22 protein-coding genes are annotated in these 24395 nt (G+C 74.7%); 12 read left to right on the forward strand and 10 right to left on the reverse strand.

All coding sequences use genetic code 11. The features are described 5' to 3' along the window. Positions 1 to 6: 6 nt before the first annotated feature. The 3 genes from BCAV_RS18770 to BCAV_RS23050 are packed head-to-tail and all read right to left on the reverse strand — an operon-like array spanning position 7 to position 3957. On the reverse strand, positions 7 to 1746 hold the full coding sequence (locus BCAV_RS18770; protein WP_015884205.1) for an ABC transporter ATP-binding protein: 1740 nt from the start codon (positions 1744 to 1746) through the stop codon (positions 7 to 9). Beyond that, a complete protein-coding gene (locus tag BCAV_RS18775) occupies positions 1739 to 3475 on the reverse strand; it encodes an ABC transporter ATP-binding protein (protein WP_015884206.1) in 1737 nt (578 codons plus the stop codon). Before BCAV_RS18775 ends, BCAV_RS18770 begins: the two co-directional genes overlap by 8 nt. Positions 3476 to 3516: 41 nt before the next feature. Further along, entirely contained in the window at positions 3517 to 3957 is a 441-nt protein-coding gene (locus BCAV_RS23050) for a DUF2809 domain-containing protein (RefSeq protein ID WP_187292829.1), read from the reverse strand. A 471-nt stretch (positions 3958 to 4428) separates the two neighbouring features. On the opposite strand from BCAV_RS23050, the gene BCAV_RS18785 reads away from it, so the two are divergent. After that, positions 4429 to 4938, forward strand: a complete 510-nt coding sequence (locus BCAV_RS18785; RefSeq protein WP_015884208.1) for an FBP domain-containing protein — start codon at positions 4429 to 4431, stop codon at positions 4936 to 4938. Positions 4939 to 4962: 24 nt separating this feature from the next. Here the strand turns inward: BCAV_RS18785 and BCAV_RS18790 are convergent, their stop codons facing one another. Then, complete coding sequence (locus BCAV_RS18790) at positions 4963 to 6531, reverse strand: aldehyde dehydrogenase family protein (protein ID WP_015884209.1); 1569 nt, start codon at positions 6529 to 6531, stop codon at positions 4963 to 4965. Between the two features lie 26 nt (positions 6532 to 6557). On the opposite strand from BCAV_RS18790, the gene BCAV_RS18795 reads away from it, so the two are divergent. From BCAV_RS18795 to BCAV_RS18815, 5 genes are all read left to right on the forward strand, one after another. Beyond that, a complete protein-coding gene (locus BCAV_RS18795; RefSeq protein WP_043350610.1) occupies positions 6558 to 7088 on the forward strand; it encodes an ATP-binding protein in 531 nt (176 codons plus the stop codon). A gap of 9 nt (positions 7089 to 7097) precedes the next feature. Further along, positions 7098 to 7871 carry a DinB family protein gene (locus BCAV_RS18800; protein ID WP_015884211.1) on the forward strand — a complete coding sequence of 258 codons (774 nt, stop codon included), beginning with the start codon at positions 7098 to 7100 and terminating at the stop codon, positions 7869 to 7871. A gap of 189 nt (positions 7872 to 8060) precedes the next feature. After that, positions 8061 to 8999, forward strand: coding sequence for a DUF4349 domain-containing protein (locus BCAV_RS21845; RefSeq protein ID WP_187292830.1), 939 nt, complete (start codon positions 8061 to 8063; stop codon positions 8997 to 8999). Positions 9000 to 9036: 37 nt separating this feature from the next. Then, the gene (locus tag BCAV_RS23055) at positions 9037 to 9975 is read left to right on the forward strand and encodes a hypothetical protein (RefSeq protein ID WP_015884213.1); all 939 of its coding nucleotides are present in this window, start codon (positions 9037 to 9039) and stop codon (positions 9973 to 9975) included. 112 nt (positions 9976 to 10087) lie between these two features. Continuing rightward, entirely contained in the window at positions 10088 to 10918 is an 831-nt protein-coding gene (locus BCAV_RS18815; RefSeq protein WP_015884214.1) for a nucleotidyltransferase domain-containing protein, read from the forward strand. Here the strand turns inward: BCAV_RS18815 and BCAV_RS21850 are convergent. Continuing rightward, positions 10882 to 12867 carry an HNH endonuclease signature motif containing protein gene (locus BCAV_RS21850; protein ID WP_015884215.1) on the reverse strand — a complete coding sequence of 662 codons (1986 nt, stop codon included), beginning with the start codon at positions 12865 to 12867 and terminating at the stop codon, positions 10882 to 10884. The genes BCAV_RS18815 and BCAV_RS21850 overlap by 37 nt on opposite strands. Positions 12868 to 13340: 473 nt before the next feature. Here BCAV_RS21850 and BCAV_RS23465 point away from each other — a divergent pair, with 473 nt between their 5' ends. Both BCAV_RS23465 and BCAV_RS18835 read left to right on the forward strand, forming a co-directional pair. Beyond that, positions 13341 to 13922 carry a 1-acyl-sn-glycerol-3-phosphate acyltransferase gene (locus BCAV_RS23465; protein ID WP_015884216.1) on the forward strand — a complete coding sequence of 194 codons (582 nt, stop codon included), beginning with the start codon at positions 13341 to 13343 and terminating at the stop codon, positions 13920 to 13922. Further along, the gene (locus BCAV_RS18835) at positions 13919 to 14698 is read left to right on the forward strand and encodes a CDP-alcohol phosphatidyltransferase family protein (RefSeq protein ID WP_015884217.1); all 780 of its coding nucleotides are present in this window, start codon (positions 13919 to 13921) and stop codon (positions 14696 to 14698) included. The genes BCAV_RS23465 and BCAV_RS18835 overlap by 4 nt, the downstream gene beginning before the upstream one ends. 74 nt (positions 14699 to 14772) lie before the next feature. On the opposite strand, the gene BCAV_RS23540 is transcribed toward BCAV_RS18835, so the two are convergent. After that, the gene (locus BCAV_RS23540) at positions 14773 to 15321 is read right to left on the reverse strand and encodes an Hsp20/alpha crystallin family protein (protein WP_015884218.1); all 549 of its coding nucleotides are present in this window, start codon (positions 15319 to 15321) and stop codon (positions 14773 to 14775) included. 201 nt (positions 15322 to 15522) lie between these two features. On the opposite strand from BCAV_RS23540, the gene BCAV_RS18845 reads away from it, so the two are divergent. Then, the gene (locus BCAV_RS18845) at positions 15523 to 16890 is read left to right on the forward strand and encodes a pyridoxal phosphate-dependent decarboxylase family protein (protein WP_015884219.1); all 1368 of its coding nucleotides are present in this window, start codon (positions 15523 to 15525) and stop codon (positions 16888 to 16890) included. An 18-nt stretch (positions 16891 to 16908) separates the two neighbouring features. Here the strand turns inward: BCAV_RS18845 and BCAV_RS18850 are convergent, their stop codons facing one another. From BCAV_RS18850 to BCAV_RS18860, 3 genes are read right to left on the reverse strand one after another with little or no spacing between them, the layout of a single operon-like run. After that, positions 16909 to 17751 (reverse strand): pentapeptide repeat-containing protein, encoded by an 843-nt coding sequence (locus BCAV_RS18850; RefSeq protein WP_015884220.1) that lies wholly within the window; start codon positions 17749 to 17751, stop codon positions 16909 to 16911. Between the two features lie 45 nt (positions 17752 to 17796). Further along, positions 17797 to 19260 carry a serine hydrolase domain-containing protein gene (locus BCAV_RS18855; RefSeq protein WP_043347547.1) on the reverse strand — a complete coding sequence of 488 codons (1464 nt, stop codon included), beginning with the start codon at positions 19258 to 19260 and terminating at the stop codon, positions 17797 to 17799. Further along, on the reverse strand, positions 19223 to 19678 hold the full coding sequence (locus BCAV_RS18860; protein ID WP_015884222.1) for a winged helix-turn-helix transcriptional regulator: 456 nt from the start codon (positions 19676 to 19678) through the stop codon (positions 19223 to 19225). Before BCAV_RS18860 ends, BCAV_RS18855 begins: the two co-directional genes overlap by 38 nt. Positions 19679 to 19737: 59 nt before the next feature. Here BCAV_RS18860 and BCAV_RS18865 point away from each other — a divergent pair, with 59 nt between their 5' ends. The 3 genes from BCAV_RS18865 to BCAV_RS18875 are packed head-to-tail and all read left to right on the forward strand — an operon-like array spanning position 19738 to position 22967. Beyond that, positions 19738 to 21192, forward strand: coding sequence for an MFS transporter (locus tag BCAV_RS18865; protein ID WP_015884223.1), 1455 nt, complete (start codon positions 19738 to 19740; stop codon positions 21190 to 21192). 18 nt (positions 21193 to 21210) lie between these two features. Further along, the gene (locus tag BCAV_RS18870; protein ID WP_015884224.1) at positions 21211 to 22083 is read left to right on the forward strand and encodes a DUF3626 domain-containing protein; all 873 of its coding nucleotides are present in this window, start codon (positions 21211 to 21213) and stop codon (positions 22081 to 22083) included. Next, positions 22080 to 22967 (forward strand): aminoglycoside phosphotransferase family protein, encoded by an 888-nt coding sequence (locus BCAV_RS18875; RefSeq protein WP_015884225.1) that lies wholly within the window; start codon positions 22080 to 22082, stop codon positions 22965 to 22967. The genes BCAV_RS18870 and BCAV_RS18875 overlap by 4 nt, the downstream gene beginning before the upstream one ends. Here the strand turns inward: BCAV_RS18875 and BCAV_RS18880 are convergent. Next, positions 22948 to 24312, reverse strand: a complete 1365-nt coding sequence (locus BCAV_RS18880; protein ID WP_015884226.1) for a citrate/2-methylcitrate synthase — start codon at positions 24310 to 24312, stop codon at positions 22948 to 22950. The genes BCAV_RS18875 and BCAV_RS18880 overlap by 20 nt on opposite strands. Positions 24313 to 24395 lie beyond the last annotated feature (83 nt).

The raw sequence follows: 24395 nt of genomic DNA on the forward strand, positions 1-24395 counted from the left end.
CTCGAGTCAGCCCTGCCAGGCGCGCCACAGGCGGGCGTACTCGCCGTCGGCGTCGAGGAGCTCGTCGTGGGAGCCGAGCTCCAGCACCCGTCCGTCGACCACCACCGCCACCCGGTCGGCGTCGGCCGCGGTCTGCAGACGATGCGCGATGGCGACGACGGTGCGCCCGGCGAGCGCGGCGGACACCGCACGTTCCGACGTGCGCGCGCTGGTCGCGTCGAACATCGACGTCGCCTCGTCCAGCACGAGGATGTCGGGATCCAGCAGGAGCACCCGAGCGAGCGCCACCTGCTGCGCCTGCACCGGCGTGAGCGCCAGGCCGCCGGCGCCGACCGAGGTGTCGAGCCCGTCGTCCAGCTCCCCCTGCCAGTCGACGCCGACGGCGCGCAGCGCCCCCTCGAGCTCGCCGTCGGTGGCGCCGCGGCGGGCCAGCCGCAGGTTCTCCGCGAGCGTGCCGACGAACACGTGGTGCTCCTGGGTCACCAGGCACACCGTGCGCCGGACCTCCTGGGCGCCGAAGCCCGCGAGGTCGACGCCCCCGATGCGCACCGCGCCGGTCCGGGGCCGGTCGATCCCGCTCATGAGCCGCGCGATCGTGGACTTGCCCGAGCCGGAGGGCCCGACGACGGCGAGGCGCTCCCCCGGCGTCGTCGCCAAGGACACACCGTGCAGCACGTCCTCGCCCGGCCGGTAGGCGAACGTCACCCGGTCGAGCTCGAGCGCGCCCTGCAGGCTCGCAGCGTCCTCCGACGCGGCGACCCCGCGCTCGACGTCGGACTCGACGCCCAGGATCCGGGCGTACGACACCCAGCTCTGCTGCAGCTCGTCCACCCAGTCGATGAGCTGCTCCACGGGCCGCGCGAGCTGCCCGTTGTAGAGCACGACGGCGGCGACGGCGCCCGCCGTCGCCATCCCGCGCTCCGCGAGCCACCCGCCCCACAGCAGCGTGACCACGAGCGGCACGGAGAACGCCAGGTTCGTCGACGGGATGAGCACGGTGCGGAGGAAGACCTCGTGACGCCGCGCCCGATACAGGCCGCGGAGCGAGGAGTCGACGGCGTCGCGACGGACGCCGTCGAGGCCGAGCAGGTCGATGTCGCGGGCGGATCGCGCGTTGGCGGACACGTCCTCCCCGACGTCCGAGAACGCGGCGCCGACCCGCTCCCACACGGGACGGGAACGGCGCAGGTACCAGACGACGACCGGCCCGACGAGCAGGATCACGAGCATGGCCAGGCTGACCCGCGCGTCGACGAGGACCGCCGCCACGACTGTCGCGACGACGGTGACCACCAGCTGGAGGAGCTGCGGAAGGCCGAACCTGACGGTGTCGGAGACCATGCCGACGTCGCGGGTGGTCCGGGTCACGAGGTCGCCCGTCCCCGCGCGTTCGACCGCGCCGAGCGGCAGGCGGGTCACGGCGGTCATGAAGCTCTCGCGCAGGTCGGCGAACACGCGCTCGCCGGTGCGCATGCCGATGAGCCCGGCGAGCGCCGAGAACGCCGCCTGGCCCGCGAGGGCGATCGCCATCACGACGCCGTAGCGCGCCACGGCGTCGACGCCGCCGTCGCCGCTCACCTCGTCGACGATCCGGCCCACCGCCCACGGTCCGACGAGCCCGCACCCGGCCGCGAGCAGGAACGTGGCGGTGACGACGGCGAGGCGCCCCCGGTGCCGGCGGACCAGGGCACGGCCGGCGCGCAGGACGGCGGCGGGCGGGGCGACGGCGAACGCTGTCTCAGCCATCGCCGTCGCCCACCGCGCTCGTGGCCTGGGCGCGCAGCACGGCGCGCCGGTACCCGGCGTCCGCACTGAGCTCGGTGTGCGTTCCGGTGAGCACGCGGCCGTCGTCGAACCAGTGGACGACGTCGGCCCGGCTCAGCACCACGGGGCTGGTGGTGGCGACGACCGTCGCTGAGTCCGCGCGGCGGTACGTCACCAGGCCGGCAGCGATGCGGTCCTCGGTGTGCGCGTCGACGGCGGAGGTCGGGTCGTCGAGCAGGAGCACCTCGGGGTCGGCGAGCAGGGCGCGCACGAGGCCGACCCGCTGCCGCTGGCCGCCCGAGAGGTCCCGGCCGCCCTCCAGGAGCTCGCCGTCGATCCCGTCGGGGCGGGAGTCGAGCACGTCGTGCGCCGAGGCGGCGTCGACGGCGTCGAGCACCTGCCGCTCGGTGTGCCGCCCGAACGGGTCGACGGCGTCGCGGAGCGTGCCGGCGTACAGGTGCGGGTGGCTGTCGACGAGCATGATGCGGGCGCGGACGTCGCGGAGCGGGATGTCGCGGGTGTCGACGCCGCCCCACCGCACGGGACTGGTCGCGAGCGCCGCATCGTCGGTGCGCGCGAGCCGCTCGAGCAGGCGCCGCGGCTCGACGAGGTCGGAGGAGACGAGCCCGACCAGGCCGCGCGGCGGCACCTCCACGCCCGTTCCGGCGTCCGCGAGGGCGGCTCCCGGCGACGGCGGCGCCGCCGTCCCGACGTCGTGGGTCGCGCTGCGGGTGCGCAGGAGGCCGGTGAGTCGGCCGGCGCCGACGACGGCGGGCACGACCGTCATGAGGTTGTCCGCGACCAGGTTCACGGGAGTCAGGAGGAACGCGGCGTACCCGTAGAACGTGACGAGCTCGCCGGGCTGCAGGTCGCCCCGCACCACGAGCACGCCCCCGACCCAGGTCAGGACGACCACGAGGATCCCGCCGAGCAGCACCTGGAGGCCCTCGAGCAGCGCGACGGGGCGAGCCATGGCCCATCCGGTGCGGAGCGTGCGCGCCGACCGCTCGCGGTACCGCTCGAGGAACTGCGGCTCGCCGCCGATGCCCCGCAGCACGCGGAGGCCGGCGACGGCGTCGGCCGCCACCTCCGTCATCTCGCCGCTGGCCTTGCGCTGCGCCTGCTGGGCGCGGTGCAGCGGTCGTGCCACGAGCGAGACGAGCGCGCCGAACACGGGCACACCGACCAGCACGAAGACCCCGAGCGGCACCGAGGTCCGCAGGACGATGACGGCGACGACGACGTAGCTCGCGATCGCCGACGTCAGGCCGCCGAGCAGGAAGTAGGCACGGGCCAGCGTGAACGCGTCGCCCTGCACCGCGAGGACCTCGCCCACGGCGTGTGTCCGGTTCACCGCCCCGCCCGTGCGCGTCAGGTGGTGCCCGAGAAGCTGCACGGACCGGAACGCCGCCTGGTTCCAGTTGGAGATCCCGGCGCGGTTGCGCATCGCCTCGGCCCAGGCGCGCACGAGCGCGACCACCAGCAGCAGACCGGCCCAGCGCAGGAGGGCGTCGTAGTCGCCGCCGAGGATGCCGTCGTCGATCGCACGCCCCACGGCCCACGGCGTGACCGCCAGGCCGAGCAGCCACACGAGGTCGAACGCGACGCCGCAGAGCATGGTCGGCCACTGACGGCGCGCCAGCCAGAACAGGTACGCGACGCCGCCCCGGTCACCGGGCGACGGCAGCTCCTCGTCGGGCAGCACGCGCACGTCGTGACCGTAGGGCCTGCGCAGGCGGCCAGCAATCGTTTTCAGGCCTCGGATCTCGCGTTGGGGCCGGAGCCGGGCAGGTGGGCGTGTGACCGGCTCGCCAGCGCCACCGTCGCGACGGCGCCGCCGGCGACGAGCGTGATCACGTCGACGGGGTCGAAGCTCCGCCCGAGGAGGAGCGACACGGCGGGCACGTGTGCCGCGAGCGCGGCCGGGATCCCCGTGAGCTGGGCGAGCTCGACGGCGGTCGCGGCGCCGGTGCCGACCACGCCCGGCAGCAGGGCACCGCGGCGCGGCCACAGCACCCCCGCGAGGCCGACGGCCGCGACGCCGTAGGCGAGGGTGCCGGCGACATCGCTCCCCGGCAGGTCTCGGACGAGCTGGATCGCGAGGCCGACGACGACGGCGCCCGCCAGCACGAGCGCCGCCCGCCGCCGACCCGGTCCCGGCAGCGCCGCACTGGTCTCTCCTGGATCGCCCACGTGGGCACTCCACCAGGCGAGACGACGCTCCAGAGCCGCGGGACGCACGTCGTCGGCGGATCTGCGCCCGATCCCCACAGCCCGTCCACGCACGCGGGCGGATCCGGGTCGGAGCCGGCGGCTGTACCATCGATGGTCGCCGCGCGGATCAGGACGCCCGCGGCAGTGTCGGACGAGGAGCGAACGCATGCGGAGCGTCACCGCGGGCTGCGGGGTGGCCCCTCGGGCCTGCTCAGGCTCGCCGCGTCCCCGCGACGCGCACCGCTGACACCCGCACGACCTCGCTCCACCCGCGCCGATGGCGCCCTCGGGTGGATCCGGCGTGCGGACGCGGCGGTCGCGGCCTCCCCGACCGCCGGCGGAGGCCCTGCGTCGCGGGATCCCCGATCCCCCACGTGACCCGCGCGCTCGCGGCATGCTGCCGCGCCGCCGTCGGGCACCTGGTCCGACGACCCGGAGAGAAGTCCTGACATGAACCCCCTGACCGAGAAGCAGATCCGCGACTCCTTCGTGAACGCCTCACGCCGCGAGGTCGCCAACGCCGTCCTCCCCGACCTCGGCGCGCTGCGCTGGGACCGCCTCGACTACCTCGGGTGGCGCGACCGCAAGGCGGCGCTCGTCGCCTACGTCGTGCTCGAGCTCGACGGCGCACCGGTCGGGGTCCGGCTCCGCGCCGCCGACCCAGGCGCCGGGCGCGTCCGCCGCCGCGCCGTGTGTGCCTGGTGCGAGGACATCGTGGTGACCGACGACGTCACGCTGTACGTCGCGCGCCGGGGCGGAGCCGCGGGACGACGCGGCGACACGATCGGCACGCTCATCTGCACCGAGTTCCGGTGCTCGCAGAACGTGCGCCGACCGCCGACGAGCGCCGAGGCGGGTTCGAACGTGGAGGCCGTCCGCGTGGAGATGGTCGAGCGGCGGACCGCGCACCTGCGGGAGGCGTCCACCAGGTTCGCGCGCGAGGTCCTGCGCACGGCGTGAAGCGGCCGCGCGTCAAGACCGACCTCAGCGGTGCTGGTGCGCGGAGTCGTGGTGGGCGAAGACGCGGCGGGTCGTGAGGTCGGCGCCCGTGAGGATCCCGGCGCGCGCGAGGAGCCGCCCGTGCTCCCAGTTCGAGAGCCCCAGCTCCGGCTGCGCGAGGGCGTACTGCCCGTCCACCCAGCGCGTGAAGCCGTCGCCGACGAACGGGGCGTCGACGGCGTCCCGGAAGTCCGCGTGGGCGGCGGCGTCGGAGCTGATGAGCGACGCGACGAAGTGCGGGCTGTGGCGGTTGAAGAGGGCGACGGCGTCGGCCACGTCGTCGACGACGACGAGCGTCAGCTCCGGCGTGTCCTCCCACTCCCACTCGGTGCCGAGCTCCGCCTCGGGCAGCAGGCTCGCGCGGGGCTCGGTGTGCACGCCGTCGGCGCGGTGCACCTCGATGCGGCGGTCGAGCTCGCCCGCGGGGAGCCAGCGCTCGCTGCCCGCGACGACGTGCACGCGGGCCGTGCCGGAACGTGCGGCAGCGGCCTCGTCGGCGGCGGCGAGCAGCACGGGCACGAGCTCGGCCGCCCGCTCGGCGACGACGGCCGCCACGTTGAGCGTGTTGCACACCTTGCGATCCAGGGAGTGCCGGACGGCGCCGGCGAACCGCTCGACGTCAGCCGTGGCGTCGGCCACGAGCCAGGCGCCGCCCGTGCCGTGCGCGCTGACCGGCACGCCGGCGGAGCGTGCGACTCCGCTCAGCTGGGTCACGGCCGGACCGGACCCACGCGCGACGGCGAGGGCGAGCCGGGCGTCGGAGAAGAGGGCCCAACCGGCGGAGCGGTCACGCACGGGGAGGAGGCTGACGGCGCCCTCGGGCAGCCCGGCCGCCGCGAGCGCGGGACGCAGAGCGCCGTCGCGGATCGCCTCGGCGGTGCCGAGAGCGTCGCCGCCGATGCGCAGGACGGCGGTGTTCCCGGTGGCGAGCACACCCGCGGCGTCGGCGAAGACGTTCGGCCGCCCCTCGAACACGAACGCGACGACGCCGAGCGGCGCCGGCACGACCTCGACCTCCCAGCCGTCGTGGCGCACGAGCTGCACGTCGCCGCCGAGCGGCGCACCGCCGTCGTCGTCCCCGGATGCCGCGATACCGGCGTCGTCTGCGCCGGCGCCGCCGCCCCCGAGGATCGCGTCCCACTCGCGCAGCCCGGCGACCATGTCCTCGCGCATGCGGGGGGTGACGGCGAGGCGGGTGGTGCTGCGGCCGGCGTCGTGGGCGCGCTCGACGTCGGCCGCGTTGGCGGCCTCGATGCCGGACCAGACGGCGTCGTCGGCGAGGGCGTCGGCGAACGCCGTGAAGAAGGTCCGCAGCCGGGAGCGGGGGGCGGCGCGCACCGTCTCGAACGCGGCGACGGCGGCGTCGACCTGCTCCGTGACGACGCGCCGCACCTCGCCCGGGACGTGCAGGAGCTGGCCCGTGGCGGGATCGACGTGGAGGGCGTCGCCGGGGGCGAACGCCGCGGCGAGGGCGTCGTCGACGACGGTGAAGCGGTCTCCGCCGAACGGCACGAGGGTGCCCGCGGTCAGGGACTCGAGGGCGCCGGTGGTCATCGGGCCATCTTAGGATCGCCGTCGTGATGTGGCTGATGGTGGGCTTGCCGGGCGCGGGGAAGACGACCCGGGCGCGGGCGCTCGAACGCGAGCACGCCGCCCTGAGGCTGACCCCGGACGAGTGGGCGATGGCGCTGCTCGGCACGCTGCAGATCGGCGACCTGCGCGACACCCTCGAGGGCTTCCTGCTGGACCTCGCGGTGCCGGCGCTGACGGCGGGGACGAACGTCGTCGTGGACTTCGGGCTGTGGGGACGCGACGAGCGCAGCGCCCTGCGCTGGATCGCCCAGCAGTGCGGGAGCCCGTGCGTCGTCGAGTACCGCCCGGTGGGCGCCGCGGAGCAGCGCGAGCGGGTCGGCGCGCGGGTGCGGAGCGACCCGTCGCAGGAGCTGCTGACCGACGCGGAGCTCGACGCCGGCCGCGCTGTGTTCGAGGAGCCGGACGGGGCGGAGCTCGACGGCGGGGCGGTGCCGCCGCCGCCCGAGGGGTACGAGAGCTGGGGGCGGTGGGCGGCGGTGCGGTGGCCCGGACTGCGCGTTGTCGGTACCCACGCGTAGCGTCCAGCCATGGTGCGCTTCACCGCCGACGACGACCTGGTGGATGCGGAGTTCTTCCGCGCGGATCTCCACGGCGCGGTGTTCCGCGACGCGAATCTCGCCGGGATCAGGGTGCGTGGCTCGTTCCTCGCGGGGGCGGACATCGACGGGATGATCGGTGGCCTCACGGTCTGGGGTGTCGAGGTCGCGCCGCTCGTCATGGCGGAGCTCGACCGGCGCCACCCGGAGCGTGCCGTGTTCTCGGCGACGACGCCGGAGGAGCTCCGATCCGGGTGGGCGGCGCTCGAGGCGATGTGGGAGACGACGCTCGAGCGGGTCGGAGCGATGCCGCCCGGGACGCCGGAGAGGTCCGTCGACGGCGAGTTCTCGTTCGCGCAGACGCTCCGCCACCTGGTGCTGTCCATCGACGGCTGGCTCCGGTACGCGATCCTCAAGGACGAGTCGCCGTTCAACCGGCTGGGGGTGCTGTTCTGGGAGGCCCAGGGCCATGAGGAGGAGTTCGGGCTCGTGGCGAAGGATGCGCCCGTCTCGTTCGACGAGGTGCTCGAGGCGCGGGCGGGGCGCGTGGCGATGGTGCGCGAGTTCCTCGCCCGGGTCACCCCGGAGGAGCTCGCCCGCGTGTGCGGGTCGGCGATGTGGGACGACGCTCCCAACGCCGACACCATGACGGTGCTCGACTGCCTCCGGGTCATCTTCGACGAGGAGTGGAACCACCACCGGTACGCCGTGCGCGACCTCGACCTCATCGCCGCCGGCTCCGGGGACGGAGGCCCTGCCGGCTAGCACCGACGCCGTCGGGGATGCACGACGTGTCGGGATACCCCCCGTCCGGCACATAGACCCGGCATGAGACGCGCTCAGGGTTCCGAGGACGGCACCACCACCCGGACCGCGGTCACGCTCGCGCCTCGATTCGGTGTCAACTCGGCAACGACCGACCCGCCGCGCGAGCGCGCCCCCTACCGTTCCGGCATGACTCAGGGGCACAGGGTGGTGCGAGGCGTCGGCGGCGCGGTGGTCGCGATCTTCCTCGGGGCGATCCTGCTGGTGGGGTGCAGCGGTGGTGGCGGCAGCTCGGGCGACGACGGCATCGAGGGCGCCGACGGCGGCGGCGACATGGGCGCGAACGAAGGGGCCGGGGCCGAGGAAGCCGCAGCGGATCGCGAGGCGCCGGCGCAGGACACCGACGGCGAGGTGCGGCAGGTCATCACCACGGCGATGGCGTCCGTGCTGGTCGAGGACCCGGCGGCGGCGGCGGACGAGCTCGCCGACACGGCGGAGGGCGCCGGCGGTCGGGTGGAGCGCCGGAGCGAACAGGCCGGCGACGACGTCGCGGCGGTCTCGCCGTCGGCGAGCGTGACGGTCCGGGTCCCCTCCGACGACCTGACCACGGTCATCGACTCGCTCGACGACCTCGGTGAGGTGCGCGACCTCAACCAGGAGAGCACCGACGTCACCGAAGCGGCACAGGACCTGGACGCGCGCATCGCCGCGCTCGAGACGTCCACGGACAGGCTGCTCGAGATCATGGCCGGTGCCGAGGACTCGTCGGACCTGCTGGCGGCCGAGTCGGCGCTCAGCGAGCGGCAGGCGGAGCTGGAGTCGCTGCAGTCGGAGCGGGACTACCTGGCCGACCAGGTGGCGATGTCGACGCTGGACGTCACGTTCGTCGCGGAGTCCGAGCCGACCATCGAGCCGAGCGGCTTCACCGGGGGCATCGCGAACGGGTGGCGTGCCCTGGTGTCGTTCGTGGGTGTGGTGCTCGCGGTGACGGGCGCGCTGCTCCCGTGGCTCCTGGTGATCGGGGTGCCGGCTGCTCTCGTCACCTGGGTCGTCCGACGTCGTCGGGGCCGGGTCGCTGTCGCTCCCGGTGGCTCTTCGGTCGTTCCGAAGGACGACGGCGGCGCCTGAGTGTGGGCAAGAGCCCCCTCGGCGACAGAGACACGGTGTGAGACGTCTCGGTGCGGTGACGCTGGTCCTCGTCGGTGGCGCGATGGCGCTCGGCGCGTGCGGGGTAGCGCCCGACGGTTCTGACTCCCCGGGTGCGCCCATCGTCCGGGGCGAGGAGGCGCCGTCGGCCGCTGAGGAGGAGGCGGCCGAGGAGCCGGCCGGCTTCCCGGAGGTGCCGCCCGTGGTGCTCACCCTCGCCGACGGCGAGGTGCCGCTCAGGCCCTGGACGTTCTGTCTCGAGGGTGGGTGCGCGGACGGCATGCGGCCGGAGGACCCGTACGACGTCGGTAGTCCCGGGTCGGTGGAGTTCTCGTTCGAGCGCGCTGGGTGGGAGTTCGAGGCGACGTTCACGGACGACCGGGACGCGGACTGCCCGCGCGCCGTCACCACGGAGGCGGAGGCCACGAGCCCGACCACGTTCCGCCTGGAGCCGGCCGGTCCGGCCGGAGCGTGGACCGTTGACCTGTTCGGGAGGAAGGACGGCGAGGGCGACGTCGTCGTCTCCTTCGACTGGACGACCCCCGTCGACGGGACGATGCCGGACGCCGCGACGGGCGTCGCCGCCGTCCTCGCCGACCACGACGGCGCGCTCGACAGCTACGGCGTCGAGGTGTCGGTGCGCGACCTCGCCTTCACGCCCGCCGAGACCGTCGCGACGATGACCGTGACGAGTGCTGTCGGCGAGGCGGTGGTGATCGACCTCGCGGCCCTGGGCGACGGATGTATCGGCGCGGGCGCGCTCTACCTGACGGCGTCGCCGGACGAGGGCCGACGGGCGACGCTCATCGGGGACGGGCCGTTCACGTATCGGGTGGACCTCGTGCTCGACGGCGTCCCGTACGTCGGCGTCGGGACGTGGCCCGACGGCGTGGTTCCCGAGCTCGAGCCGTTCGTCCCGCTGACCTGGACGCCGGAGCTGCCCGTCTACCGCGGCTGAGGTGCCATCGCCTCACGGGTTCGCTCGCGTGGACGGGCGGGGTGCCGGCGCCGGGCATACGGCGTCGAGCCCCACGCCCTGCGTCCGGTCGGCGAGGTCGTAGGCTCGCGCGATGTTCACTGTCGCCGAGCGGGTGAGGGTGCGGGAGTCGCTGGTCGAGGCGGCGCGGGCCGATCCCCTGGTGACGGCTGCCGCGCTCACGGGTTCGGCGGCGCGGGACGCCGAGGACGCCTGGTCCGACATCGACCTCGCCCTGCGGATCGACGGCGCCGCCGATCCGATGGAGGTCGCCGCCGCGTGGACCGCTCGGATGTACGCCGACCACGACGCCGTTCATCATCTCGATGTCTGGGCGGGCGCCACCCTGTTCCGGGTGTTCCTCCTGCGCAGCTCCCTGCAGGTGGACATCGCGTTCTGGGCGGACGGCGACTTCGGCGCGAAGGGGCCGAGCTGGCGCCTGCTCTTCGGCACGGCCGGGCCGCCGGTCGACCCGCGCCCGGCGGACCCGGAGTCCCTCGTCGGAACGGGCTGGCTCTACGCGTTGCACGCCCGCGCGAGCATCGCCCGCGGACGGGTGATTCAGGCGGCGTACATGCTCGACGGCGTCCGCGACCAGGTCGTGTCGCTCGCCTGCGCGCGGCTTGATTTGCCGTTCGTCCAGGCCCGCGGGGCGGACGATCTGCCCGCCGAGCTGCGCGCCGCCGTCGCCGACACGATGCCGCGCTCGATCGAGCGTCCCGAGCTCGAGCGAGCGTTCGCCGTCGTCGCGCGACTCCTTCTGGACGAGGCGGCGCACGTGGACGAGCTTCTCGCCGAGCGCCTGGCCGAGCCGGCGGGATCCTCGCAGGGCTCGAATGACGGGCCGCGTCCGACGCTGCGACTGACCCGCGGCGACCTTCTGGCGGCCTACTGGCGCCGCGGTGGCAGCGGAGGCCGGTGGTAGGCGTTGCGCAGCGGCCCGCCGCGCCCGGATCCGCGGCCCGTTCCGGCGTCGGGCCGCCGGAACCACGGCAGGCCGGAGCGCATGACGATGCTCCAGTGGCCCTCGTGGACGAGGTGGTGGTGGTACGGACAGAGCAGGACGGCGTTGTCGAGGCTCGTCGCGCCGTCGTTCCACCACGGGACGACGTGATGCCCTTCGCACCAGGTGGCGGGGATGTGACAGCCGGGGAACGCGCAGCCGCCGTCCCTGGCGATCAGTGCCTTGCGCACGTGGGTGCGGAACAGCCGCTTCGTACGGCCGACGTCGAGGACGGCGCCGCTCGAACTGAGCACGATCGGCGTGATTCCGGCGTCGCATGCGAGGCGGCGCACCGCGTGCACCGGAACCGGGCCGGTGTACGGCAGCTGAGCCGACCCGAGTCCGGACCGGAGCACGTCGAGATCGACGGTGACCATGACCTGGGTGGGGAGCCCGCCCGTCTCGGGGAGGTCCGCCGACCGGAGCGCGGCACCGCACGCGGCGAAGAGTGCATCGAGGCGCCGTCGGGCGACGGGACGGCGGTCCGGCTCGGGCCGCTCCGTCGCGATCGCCACCGTTCGCGCCGACTTACCACTCGGCTCGTTCGCCGCCACGGCCGCGGCCGCGGAGTCGGCGGCTCCCGCTGACCCGTCGGCGTCGCCGCTACCTCCGGCCACGACGTCGCCCAGGGCTGCCGACCCCGCAGCTGACCCCACGCCGTCGAGCGCCTCGGAATCAGCCCCGACCGAACTGGACGATGACCTGGCACCGTCGGGCACCTTGGATGCCGCACCGGCCGAACCTGCAGCCGACCCGCCGTCGTCGGCCTGTGCGACGCCGGTGCCTGGCAGCGCCCCGCCGCGCGGGTTCGTGCCCGTGGCGAAGACGGTCTCGAGGAGCTCCCGGCCGACGTCGTCGGTGAGGATGCGGATCTGCGTGAGTCCGTGCCGGCGTCCGTCGAAGAAGACGCCTTGGCGTGCTGACAGCTCGGCCTCCGACGGCGCGGGACCGTCCTGGTCGACCAGGTGGACGCAGCGATCGACGAGGCGGTGGACGTCGTCGGCATCGAGCTGCCGTGCAGCATCGGTGAGGATCGCCTCGACCTCGGCGATCTCCGCATCCGGATCCGGATCCCGGTCTGCCGTGTCGTCGGCGTTCGTGCTCGCGGGGCTTTGCTCGGACACGGCCGCGGTGCCGGTGCCGCGAGCTGCGGCCCGGATCGCCCGGTCGACCTGGCGCATGCCGCGCAGGATGTGCCGGACGGCGTCGGGGTCGCCGCTGCCCTCGGCGACGAGTCCAGCGACGCCAGGGAACCGCACCGGCAGCTCAGCGCCAGTGATGGTGACGCGTGGGAGCAGATCCGCGGCGGCAGCCACCCGACGGCGCGCTTCTGCACCTGAGAGCCGCAGGCCGACTCGCAGGGCGTCGGCCGCCGACCGATACGCCGGGCGACGCCGTCGCGAACGACCTCTCGTGCCGGGCTCCGACCACCCGCACGCGAGGTCCGGCACGCTCGTCGCGCGCCCGGTGGCGCCCGTGTCAGTGCAGTCGCGGCGGTGAGCACTCGTGACGCTCTGTGACGCCTCGGCTCCCGTTCCGGCGCCGAGCCGGGCGTCCGCTCCGAACGTGAGCGGACCGTCCTCCACGCCGAGCGCAAAGCTCGCCCCGCCCTCGACCTCACGCTCGTGCGCCTCGGCAACGGCGTGCGCCGCCACGAGCTGCACGTGCCCGAGTGCGCGGGCGAGGTCCTCGACGGCAGCCGCAGCAGCGAGCGCAGCCGCCAAGCCACCACCGGACGATGCGATCAGTTCTGCCGCGCACGCGACGGACGACTGCGCCCTTCCGAGCGTTGCCTGCAGGCCCCCGCCGGCACCCGCATCCGGCACCACGCGTTCCCGCGCGGCGCCTCGGGGGTCGTCGATCTCGGCCATACGTCATTCTCACCGCTCGAACACCCGTTCGCAAGTCTGATGACGCCTCTTCTTGCATTCTGGACAAGAATCCACAGGATTTCTCAGACACGCTCGTGAAGTTGTTCTGGGGACAACTCGTCAAAGTGCCGACGAGGCAGGCAGAGGTGGGGGTGGGCACGGCACGGCCAGTAGAGCTGGGGCGGGCCAGACGGACGGCCCGGCCCGGGCCGGCCAGATCACAGAGCCAACGGGCAGGCCACGCCTCCCACTCGCCCATCAATGAGAGCCCGGAGAACACCAGCAGAACACGAAGCTCGCCGAAATCCGATGAGCGACCCCGCGCCGTCGTCGTCCTCGATATCCGACCAGCCCCGCCCCGTACATCCCCAGCGCCTGAAGCCCACCCTGAGAACACCCCGCGACAACAAACCCCGGAAACCGAACGAAGAACCCCGAAACCCCGAGCCCCAACCACCACCTACGATCAGGAGGTGAGAATCCGCCGCGCGATCGCCCGCGCCTTCTGGGCCGTGAGTCGCTGGCGCCTCCGCACCGAGGGCCCGCCGACCGGCCCGAGCATCCTGCTCGGCGTCCCGCACACGTCCAACTGGGACTTCGTGCTCATGCTCGCGATCGCCTGGGAGGCGGGCATCCACGTCCGCTGGCTCGGCAAGAGCTCGCTCTTTCGCGGCCCGGCGGGACCCGTGATGCGCGCCCTGGGGGGCATCCCCGTCGACCGCGGCGACCCGAGCCGCGTGGTGCGCGACGTCGTCGCCCGGGTCCACGCGGGCGAGACGTTCTCGCTGGTCGTCACACCCGAGGGCACCCGCGGCGCCGGCACCTACTGGAAGTCCGGCTTCTACCGCATCGCCCGCGAGACCGGCCTGCCCGTCACACTGGGCTACGTGGATCGCACCACGATGACCAGCGGCCTCGGCCCGACGATCGTGCTCACCGGCGACGTCCGCGCCGACATGGACGTCATCCGCGCCTTCTACGCCGACAAGTCCGGCATCGTCCCCTCTCGTCGCACCGAGCCCCGCCTGCGCGACGAGGACCAGCCCGAGCCGTGAGCCCCGCCCGCGTCGCGGCCGCGGGAACGCTGGCGCTCGGGCTCGCTGCCGCACTCGCCGTCGTCGTGCTGACCGCCGACGACGCCGCAGCGCACGTGCGCACGACGGCCGTCGTTCTCGCTGTCATGGCTGCGGCCGTCCCGGCGTCGACCCTCCTGGCGCGCCGGCCGCCGACGGTGGGCCCGGCCGACGGCGTCACGCTCGCTCGCGCGGTCGGCGCCGCGGCGTGCGCCGCTCTCGTCGTCATCGGTCTCGTCGTCATCGCTCCCGCCAGCGCTGGCGCCGGCGACGACGGCCCGACCGGCAGCTCGGCCGGCGCCACCGACGTCCGCACGTGGGTCTTGCTCGGCATCGCGGCCCCGGCGCTCGCCCTCGACGCCGTCGACGGCGTGGTCGCGCGGCGCACCGGCACCGCGTCTGCCGCGGGCGGGCGGCTGGACGTCGACGCCGACGCCGTCCTGCTCATCGTGCTGTCCGTGGCGGCGGCCACGGTCGTCGGCTCCTGGGCGCTCGTGATCGGCCTCGCCTACCCCGCGTTCCTCGCGGTCGGCCTGCTGCGCCCCGCCTGGCGGCACGCGCTCCGGCCCGATCCCGACCGCCGCACCATCGCGGCACTGCAGGCGGTGGCGCTCGCCGTCGTCCTCGTCCCGGCCGTCCCGCGGCCCGTGGCGTCGATCGTCGCGGCCCTCGCCTCGGGCCTGCTGCTGGCCTCCTTCGCTCGGGACGCCGTCGCGCTCGACCACGCCCATCGAGCGGGCGACGTGGCGCCCGCCTGAGAACGCGCGAACGGCGGGCCCGCCGAAGCGAACCCGCCGTCCGTGCGATGCGGCGCCGTCTCCGACGCAGCGGCTCAGCCCTGCGTGGACTCCTCGGCCTCGACGGCGTCAGCGCTCCCCGCCTCAGCGGCGCCGGCAGGCTCGGCCTCGACGGCGTCGACGACCGGCGCACCGGTCGCCCCGGTCGTGACGGCGATCTGCCGCGGCTCCGTGCCCGCGTAGGCGCCGGCGACCCGCACCGAGAGCACGCCCGCGTCGTACGACGCCGAGACGTCGTCGGCGCTGACGCTCGCCGGGAGGCGGAACGAGCGCTCGAACGTCCCGTAGCGGAACTCACGCACGGTGCGCCCCTCGGCGCCGCGCACGTCGCGACGCTCGCCGCGCACCACGAGGCGCCCGTTGGTGACCTCGACGGTCACGTCCTGCTCGGCGTCGACACCCGGGAGCTCGAGACGCACGACGGCGTCCGCGCCCTCCCGGTACGTCTCCGCGGCCGGCCGGTAGCCGGCCGGGCTCCCCGAGGGGCGCAGCGCGCCGGGTCCGAAGCTGCGGGCGATGAGACCGTCGAACTCCGTGAACGGGTCGCGGCGCGTCCAGACGGTCCTGGTGGGAAGAGTGGTCATGGTGATGCTCCTCGTCGGTCGTGTGCGGTCGTCCAGCCGATCGCAGCTATCCGGCCCAACGTGAGCCGACCCGACTCAATTCCGGTGCACGCTCACGGCGAACACGTCCATCCCGCGACCGTCGCCGCCCCGCGGTCTACCGTGACGGGTGGGTCCGGACCCTCGGTCGGGGGACCCGCACGGCACGAAGGAGTGACCGGCATGGACGCACGCGAGAGGGCGCTGTCGCGGGCCCACGATCACGCCGTGGACTGGCTCGCGTCGCTCGGGTCCCGTCGCGTTCCGCCGCGGGCGACGACGGACGAGGTCGCCACGGCTCTCGGCCGCGATCTCCCGGACGGTCCCACCGACCCGGCCGACGTCGTCGACCTCCTCGCCGCGGCCAGCGACCCAGGTCTCACGGCGATGCCCTCGGGCCGCTTCTACGGCATGGTCATCGGCGGCACTCACCCGGCGGCGCTCGCCGCGGACTGGCTGGTCAGCGCGTGGGACCAGAACGCCGCCCTGAACGCCGTCACGCCAGCCGCCGCCGCGGCAGAACAGGTGGCGACGGCGTGGCTCCTCGACCTCCTCGGCCTCCCGGGAGACGCGGCCGTGGGCCTCGCGACGGGTGCCACGATGGCCAACTTCACGTGTCTCGCCGCCGCACGCGACGCCGTCCTGCGCCGGCACGGCTGGGACCAGGTGACGCGCGGCCTCACAGGCGCGCCCCGGATCCGTGTGCTCGTCGGTGCCGAGAGGCACGACAGCATCGACCTGGTCCTGCGCTACCTCGGCCTCGGCACCCCGCACGCGGTCGCCGTGGACGACCAGGGGCGCATCCGCCCGGACGCGCTGGCAGCCGCGCTCGGCGACGGCCCCGCCGACGGCCCGGCGATCGTCGCGCTGCAGGCCGGGAACGTCCACTCCGGCGCGTTCGACCCGTTCGACGACGCCGCCTCGCTCGCCCACGAGCGCGGCGCCTGGGTGCACGTGGACGGCGCGTTCGGCCTCTTCGCCGCCGCCTCGCCGCGGCTGCGGCACCTCACCCGCGGCCTCGCCGACGCCGACTCCTGGGCCACCGACGCCCACAAGACCCTCAACGTGCCGTACGACTGCGGGCTGGCGATCGTGCGTGACCGCAGTGCGCTCACGACGGCGATGAGCATGCACGGCGACTACCTCATCCAGGACGCCGCCGGGGACCCGTTCGACACGGTGCCCGAGCTGTCGCGGCGCTCGCGGGCCGTGCCGGTCTGGGCAGTCCTGCGATCCCTGGGACGACGCGGCGTCGCCGAGCTCGTCGAGCGCATGGCGGACCACGCCCAGGCCTTCGCGGAAGGCGTCGCCGCGATCGACGGCGCCGAGGTCCTCAACGACGTCGTCTTCACGCAGGTCTGCGCGTCGTTCGGCTCGGACGAGCGCACGCGCGAGGTCGTGCGTCGCGTGCTCGACGACGGCACCGCTTGGATGTCCGGATCACGCTGGCGCGACCGCGCGGTGCTGCGGATCTCCGTGTGCAACTGGTCGACCACCGACGACGACGTCGGGCGCAGCCTCGACGCCCTTCGGCGGGCCGCGGCGGGCTGAACGCAGCGAGGGCCGGCGTCAGGTCCAGTGCCCCGGACGCTGCACCGTGCTCGGCAGCCGGGTCGACGCGTCGCCGTGCGCCGCGTCGAGCTGCGGCTGGGTGAGGTACAACGTCCCGCTCAGGTCGGCGCCGCGCAGGTCGGTGTCCCGCAGGTCGGCGCCCGCGAGATCGGCGAGCCGCAGGTCGGCGCCGCGCAGGTCGGCCGCCACGAGCAGAGTGCCGCGCAGCAGCGCACCGGCGAGCCGCGCGCCCGCCAGCTGCGCGCCCAGCAGGTCCCGCCCGCGTCGCTCCGCCCGGACCCGGGCCCGCGACGGCTCGCCCGCGGTCGCCCGCACGAGCTCGCTCGCGCGCCCCAGCAGCGCACGCACCCGCGCCGCGTGCGGGGCGACGTCGTACGCGAGCAGCGCCTCGCCGTCGAGCATGGTCACGGCGCGGGTCTCGGCCACCGCGCGTGCCAGCTCCGCGCGCAGCGAGGCGGCATCCGGGCGGTCGAGCGCGTCGGCGAGGTACCAGAGGAGCTCGTGCAGCTCCCGCATCCGCGGCAGGGCGGCGAACATCGCGCGGCCGACGCCGTCGTCGTCGCGCCAGCTCGCCCCGCCGAAGCTCACCTGCGTGACCTGCTGACCCGCACCGAGGCAGTCGTAGACGGTGCACCCGCGCCACCCCTCTCCTCGCAGGCGGTCGTGGATGCGGCACGTGTCGTCGGCGGCGAGGTTGAGGCACGGCGTCCCGGCCGGCTTGTCGACCGGGAAGTCCGCGGAGCGCGTGAGCGCCAGCCCCACGCAGCACAGGCCGACGCAGCTCGCGCAGTCCGCACGCAGGCCCGCGCGCAGCGTGTCCGTGTCGATCGTCTCGGTCACGCCGTCACCGTACGCTCGACGGCTCCGGGCGCCGCACCGGCGTCGTCACATCCGCTCGAGCCGGCGCAGGAACGCCCGGGCCTCGTCGTCGTCCGGATCCAGCTCGAGGGAGCGCGTGAGGTGCTGCCGCGCATCCACGAGGTTCCCGTCCTGGAGATCCGCCCACCCGAGCGCCGCCCACATCTGCGCATCTTCCGGCTGCACGGCGCGCCAGACGTCGAGCATGGGCCGCACCGCCTCGGTCTCGTACATCTCGACGGCGCCCCACACCGACTCCATGAACGCGTCGGGTGACGCGTCGTAGCCGTCGTCGTCGGCGTGACGGCGATACGCCTCGATGCCGGCGTCGACGCCGCCGTCGGCGATCGCCGACCCCACCGGCACCGTGATCGGGATCCTCAGGACCGCGGGATCGACCTCCTGCTCCACACCGAGGACGACGTCGAGCGCCGCGTCCCCGAGCCCGAGGACGGGAGCCGTGTTCGCGTTGGCGAGGACGACGACGGCGCCCCGCACGTCGGGCAGGAGCGCCCAGTACGCGTTGAATCCCGGGTCCTCGCCCTCGTGGCTCACGACTCGGTGTCCGCGGTACGTGCCGACGAACCAGCCGGTCGCCATGGAGCCCGCCCTGTCGGACCAGCCCGTCGCCAGCTGCGGCCTCCACATCGCCTCACGGCTCGCTGCGGAGAGGAAGGGAGCGCCGGTCGTGGCGTCGGGGGCCTCGTTGAGGAGCGCGATCGCCGCCTGGCACAGCTCGACGGCGCTGGAGTGCAGGGTCGAGCTCGGCGCGTGCCCGCGGTGGTAGGGGTAGGTCCCGGGGATCCGATGCGGCGGGGCGCCCAGGTGCGGTCCCGTCGCGAGCTCGGGAGGCACGCTCCGGGCGAGGAACGTGCTGGTCGGCATGCCCAGCGGTGCGAGCACCTCCTCCGCGAGGCACCGTTCGAACGTCCGGCCGCTGACCTTCGCGACGACCGCGCCCGCGACCTCGTAACCCGCGTTGCAGTACTCGAACCTCTCCCCTGGCGGGTGGAGCGCGTCGACGTCGGCGAGCGTGCGGACGAAACGCTCGAGGGCGCCGTCGTCGACCTCGGGTTCGTGCCAGCGGTAGTCCTCGACGTCGGGGATCCCGACGGTGTGCGTCAGGAGATGGCGCGTCGTGATGACGTCGGCGTGAGCGCCGCCCACGCGGACGTACGGCAGGTAGCGCGACACGGGCGCGTCCAGGTCCAGCACCCCGGCGTCCACCAGACGGAGCGCCGCCATCGCCACGAACGGCTTCGACACCGAGGCGACGTGGAACAGCGAGTGCTCCGTCACGGGACCTCCGCCGCCGAGATCCGCGACACCGAACCCGCGTGCGGCGACCACGGCGCCGTCGGCCACGACCCCGACCGCCATCCCCGGCAGGTGGCGCGCCGCCATCACCCGGTCGACGAGCGGCCACAGCCGCGCCTCGACCTCGGCCAGGACGTCACGCGCCATCGTGGGCCACGCGCTCGCGCTCGTCATAGGCCGCGCGCGCCGCCGCGATCTGCATCTGGTGCTCCTCGGTCCAGCCCACGAGCGCCGTGATCGTCGCGTGCAGCGACCGCCCCATCGGCGTGAGCGCGTAGTCGACGCGCGGCGGCACCGTCGGGAAGACCGTGCGCTCCACGAGCCCGTCCCGCTCGAGCCGGCGCAGCGTGCGCGTGAGCATCCGCTGGCTGATGCCGTCGATCTCCCGCTTGAGCTCCATGAACCGCAGGGTGCGGCGGTCGAGGAGCGCGATCGCGAGCAGCGACCACTTGTCGGCGACGCGGTCGAGGATCTGGCGGACCTCGCACCCCTCGCGCACGTCCCACTGCCAGACCTCGTCGTCGTCGCACAGGGACGCAGCCGGGGTAGTGACCGCGAGGGAACCGAGGGACCGAGAAGTGCCGTCTTCCATGGTTCCCCATGGTGACTGACGATGTGGTCGGTAACAAGAGGTAACCGAGAGGACCACCGATGACCACACCCGCCCTGAGCCCTGGCCACCTGAGCGGCCGCGACTGGGCAGCGCTCCTCGTGCTGTGCGGCGCGATCTTCCTCGAGGGCAGCGACGTCGCCATGCTCACCGTCGCCCTCCCGTCGATCCGGACGGACCTGGGCCTCGCGACGAGCGAGCTGGGGGGCGTCCTCACGGCCTACGTCGTGGGCTACGGCGGCTTCATGCTGCTCGGCGGGCGGGCGGCGGACCTCTACGGGCGCCGTCGGATGTTCGTGCTGTGGCTCGTGGTCTTCCTCGTGTTCTCCGGGCTGGGCGGCCTCGCCACCGAGGGTTGGATGCTGCTCGTCGCCCGCCTCGTCACCGGGATCGCCGCCGGCTTCCTGACGCCGGCAGGCCTCTCGCTCATCACCACGCAGTTCCCCGAGGGACCGCGACGCAACCGTGCGCTCATCATCTACGGGGCGGCGGGGGCGGCCGGCTTCTCGCTCGGCCTCGTCGTCGGCGGCCTCCTCAGCGCGATCCACTGGCGCTGGGTGTTCTTCGCCCCGGTCGTCCTGTCGGTCGTCCTGCTCGTGCTCGCGGTCGCCGTGATCCGCCGCGACGCACCCGACCGGGGCCGGGGCCGTCTCGACGCCGGTGGTGCGCTCACCGCCACCGGCGCCATGGTCCTGCTGGCGTTCGGGATCGTCCGCCTCGAGCACCTGGGCGACGAGCCCGTCCCGACGCTCGGCGCGCTCGCCGGTGGCCTCGCGCTGCTCGTCGTCTTCGTGCTGCTGCAGCGCCGATCGCCGGACCCGCTCGTGCGGCTCGGGCTGCTGCGCTGCGGCGTCCTCGTCCGCGCCAACATCACGGCGCTCGCGTTCGCCGGGGCGTTCTACGGCTTCCAGTTCCTGCTCACCCTGTACCTGCAGGAGATGCGAGGCTGGACCCCGCTGCAGACCGGCCTCGCCATGCTGCTCATGGCGATCGACGCCGTCCTCGCCCCCACGCTGACACCCCGCCTCGTCGAACGCTTCGGCGTGGCTCGGGTCATCGTGGGTGGCGGGCTCGCGGCGTTCGCCGCCGTCGCGCTCTTCGCGTTCGCCCGGCTCGACTGGGTGTACGCGCTCATGGTCCCGTCGATGCTGCTCGTCGGCGTCGCGTTCGCCCTCGCCTACGGTCCGCTCGCGATCGCCGCGACCGACGGCGTCGCCGAACGGGAGCAGGGGGTGGCGAGCGGGCTGCTCAACACGTCCTTCCAGCTCGGCGCCGCGATCGGGATCTCGACGGCGACGCTCGCGTTCACCGTGACGCTCGCCGGCCAGGGGTCGGCGGCCGTCCAGCTCGCCGCGTTCCGCGTCGCGCTCGTGGTGCCGGCGGCGCTCGCCCTCGTCGCCGCCACGACCATGGTGCTCCGCGCGCGCCGTCGGCCGCTCGGGGCAGATGCCCCCGACGCACCCGAGACCCGGGCCGAGGTACGCGTGCCGGGCTGAGCCCGCGAGAATGGGCCGATGTCGTCCGACCTGACCGACACGCAGCGGCGGGCGCTCGCCCACGTGGCGAGCCACGCCGTCGGCGACCCGATCGACCCGGCGCTGCGGGTCACGCTGCACTTCCACCCCGACCGCGGCGGCCTGCTCGACGATCTCGCCCGCCGCCGCCTCTACCGGAACCAGTTCGAGACCGGCACGAGCAACGGCGGGCTGACGGCCCACCCGGGCGGCGACCGGTGGCGCTGGGAGCAGCGCATGTTCGCTGGCGCTTACGACGGCGCGGCACCGGGCGATCGGCCGAAGTACGGCGCGCTCGACGTCCGACGGCGCAGCGTCGGCGCCGCTCCGCGCTTCGGTTCCGCGTTCCTCCGGCTGCGCCCGGAGGTGCTCGACCGCACCACGTTCTGCTTCCCGGACAGCGTCCAGGAGCCGACCGACGTCGGGGTCCGCGCCCGCGGGAGCCACGTCGTCGCGCTCGCCCTCGGCGCCGTCCACGATGCGCTCGACGACTACGTCGAGGCCCAGGTGCACGGGCCGGTGCGCCTGCCCGAGGACGTCGAGGCGATCGTGCTCGACCCCGCCTATCGCGGTACCGAGGTGGAGGTCGAGGCGCACCGTGCCTGCCCGGACGTCGCCTGGCACGCCGGCTTCCGGCTCGGCCTCGACGCCCTGCGGGCGCACCCGGACTACCGCGGCCCGGAGTTCGTCGAGCTCGGCATCGAGGTCGTGCGGCGGTTCGGCGACGGCACGACGCTCGACCCGCGGGTGCTCGGCCACGCCGTCCGCACGGGCGAGTACGACCTCCAGGACCTCAAGCGGGTCTGGCACCTGCTCGCCCGTTTCGGGACGCCGGAGCTCGCCGGAACGACGAGCGGGCGGGCTGAGGGATGAGCCCCGTGGAGGTCCCCACGTCGTTCCGCGCGTCGCCGCGCTGGTGGCACGACGCCGACGGCGCCGCCTGGCTCGACGCGCTCCCCTCGCTCGTCGAGGCGGCAGCCCGCCGCTGGGACCTCGAGATCGACGGGCGGCCGTCGCACGGCTCGAACGCCCTCGTGGTCCCGGTCCGGCGTGCGGGAGAGCCGTTCGCGCTGCGCCTGACGCCGCCGGGCGACGGCGTGGCCGCCGAGGTCGCGGCGCTGCGGTTCTGGGCGGGGCGCGGGACCGTCCAGCTCGAGGACGCCGACGTCGACGCCGGCGTCACGCTGCTGGAACGCCTCGACGCCACCCGGAGCCTCGCGAGCCTCCCGCTCGACGACGCCGTCAGGCACCTCGCGCGTCTCATGCGCCGGCTCGCGGTCCCGGCGCCGGCGTCGGCGCGCTCCACCGGCGACGTCGTCCGCGACCGGCTGCCGGAGCTCACGGCCGACTGGGAACGCCTCGGCCAACCGTTCGAGCGCCGCGCGCTCGACGCGGCGCGCGACGCGGGCGCGGGGCTGACGACTCCCGCCGCCGACGTCGCCGTCGACGGCGACCTGCACCACGAGCAGGTGCTCGCCGGCACGCGGGAGCCGTGGCTCGCCGTCGACCCCGTGCTGCTGCGCGGCGACGTCGAGTACGACCTCGCCCGGATTCTCTGGACCCGTCTCGACGAGATGGCCGACGACGACGTCCCGCGGCACGTGCGGACCGTCGTCGAGGTCGCCGACCTCGAGCCGGAGCGGGCCCACGCGTGGGTGCTGTTCCGCACCGTCGACTACTGGCTGTGGGGCCTCGCGCACGGGCTCACCGAGGATCCGGTGCGCTGCGCGCGGATCGTCACTCTGCTCGCCGGCTGAGCTCTGCCCGGTGGCTGACGGCGCCCGCCATCGGTCCGACGTAGCGTCCGGTCGGGCGCAGGCGCAGCGGCGGTCGCGTGTACTCGTCCAGCGCGTGTGCCACCCACCCGACGGTCCGCCCCAGCGCGAAGACGACCTCTCCCGCCTCCGGGTCCGCGCCGATCGCGAGGGTCAGCGCTCCGAGCGCGAGGTCGACGTTCGGGGCCAGCCCGGCGCGCCGCTGGACCGCCGCGGTCACGGCGTCGTACGCCCGGACGACGTCGCCGACCCGGGCGGCGTCGTCGTCCTGTCTCGCGCCGTCGCCGTCCCCGGCGGCGGCGCCGGCCCACGCCCGGAGCGCGTCGAGCAGCACGACGGCCCGCGGGTCGGCCCCGCGGTAGAGCCGGTGTCCGAAGCCGGGCACGCGGCCGACGCCGCGCACGGACGCGGCGACGGCGCCCGCGACGTCCCCCGTGGCCAGCGTCCGCGCGAGGAGGTCGTGCGCCGGCGAGCTCGCCCGGCCGTGCAGCGCGGAGTCGAGGGCGCCGAGCCCGGCCAGGACGACGCCGTCGACGTCCGCGCGGGCCGACGCCGCCGCCCGCGCGGCGAGCGTCGACGCGGCGAGGTCGTGGTCCACCAGTGCCACGAGCGCCGTCTCGAGCGCCAGGACGCCCCCGGGCTCGGGCGGCCGGGCGGTGAGCCGCGGCCAGAGCCGCGCCGCGAACCCTTCCCGAGAGGATCTCTGCGCGTCCGCGAGAGGAAGTCTGCGCCTCCGCGAGAGGATCTCTGTCGGATGCTCGCCGATCCGCGGCAGCGCGGCCGGGAGCGCCCCGAGCAGCACTCCCGCGCGCCGGGCGACGGCGCCGGGATCGAGGTCGCCGCGCGTCGGGTCCGTGGCGGCGACGGCCGGCACCGCCGCCTGCAGGCGCTGCACGAGCCGAGCCGACACCGGCATCGCCGCACCGACGCGTGCGGCGGCCGCGGCGCCGTCGTCGTCCTCCGCGAGCGACACCCCGGGATCGGACCACAGCCACGCCGCGACGTCGTCGAACCGGCTGGCCACCAGCTCGGCGAGCGGGACACCGCGAACGAGCAGCTCGCCGTCGACGACGGCGGCGACGTCCGTCTCGAGCACCATGAGCGGCGTCCCCGCGAGCGTGCCGCCCTCGGACGGCGGCGGAGGGCGACGGCGCGACGCCGCCACCCGCTCGATCTCGAGCGGGTCGAAGAACGACCCCTCCGGTGTCCGGGTGCGCCGCACGCGGCCTCGCGAGACGTACGCGTAGAGCGTCTCGACGCGAACCCCGAGCCGGGCGGCCGCCTCGCCGCTGGTCAGCAGAGGGAGCGCCGGATCGACCTGTGTCACGCCTCACCTCGCACGTTGACGGGATCAACGTTGACGAGTCTAGTAGCCCGGCGGACAGTGGCAGGCGGACCCGAGACCGGGCA

This window comes from Beutenbergia cavernae DSM 12333 (assembly GCF_000023105.1).
Lineage (GTDB): Bacteria > Actinomycetota > Actinomycetes > Actinomycetales > Beutenbergiaceae > Beutenbergia > Beutenbergia cavernae.